The 320-nt window shown below is 49.7% G+C and carries 1 pseudogene; it reads right to left on the bottom strand.

Going from position 1 to position 320, the window contains the following annotated elements:
• Positions 1–121: 121 nt before the first annotated feature.
• Positions 122–320, bottom strand: a pseudogene (locus QN395_RS21530) (DDE-type integrase/transposase/recombinase); the annotation flags it as partial.

Raw genomic sequence — 320 nt, forward strand, 5'->3', positions numbered from 1 at the left:
GCTGTGTTAAATCGCATGCTCGCTGCTGGACGCCCAAACTCCGTCCGTAGTCAGAAAGTTCCTGCATTAATGATCGGAGTTGGGGTACTTTTTACTTCAACTTTTAAGTGCACCAACGCCTATTATTGAGGTACTTGATCTGACATACCACCATAGGTATTTCCATGGAAGCGTTGATCTCGTCAATCGCCGCTTTGTTGGCGCCGCTCTTGTCCATCGTGACTTTTGCAGGTGTGCCGTTCGCCTCCATGGCTTTGTCGAAAAACCGTCTGGCTGCTGCCTTGTCCCGCTTGGGGGTCAAGAGAAAATCAATCGTCTTG

Origin of the sequence: Undibacterium sp. RTI2.2 (assembly GCF_035018705.1) — a bacterium.
Classification (GTDB): domain Bacteria; phylum Pseudomonadota; class Gammaproteobacteria; order Burkholderiales; family Burkholderiaceae_D; genus Undibacterium.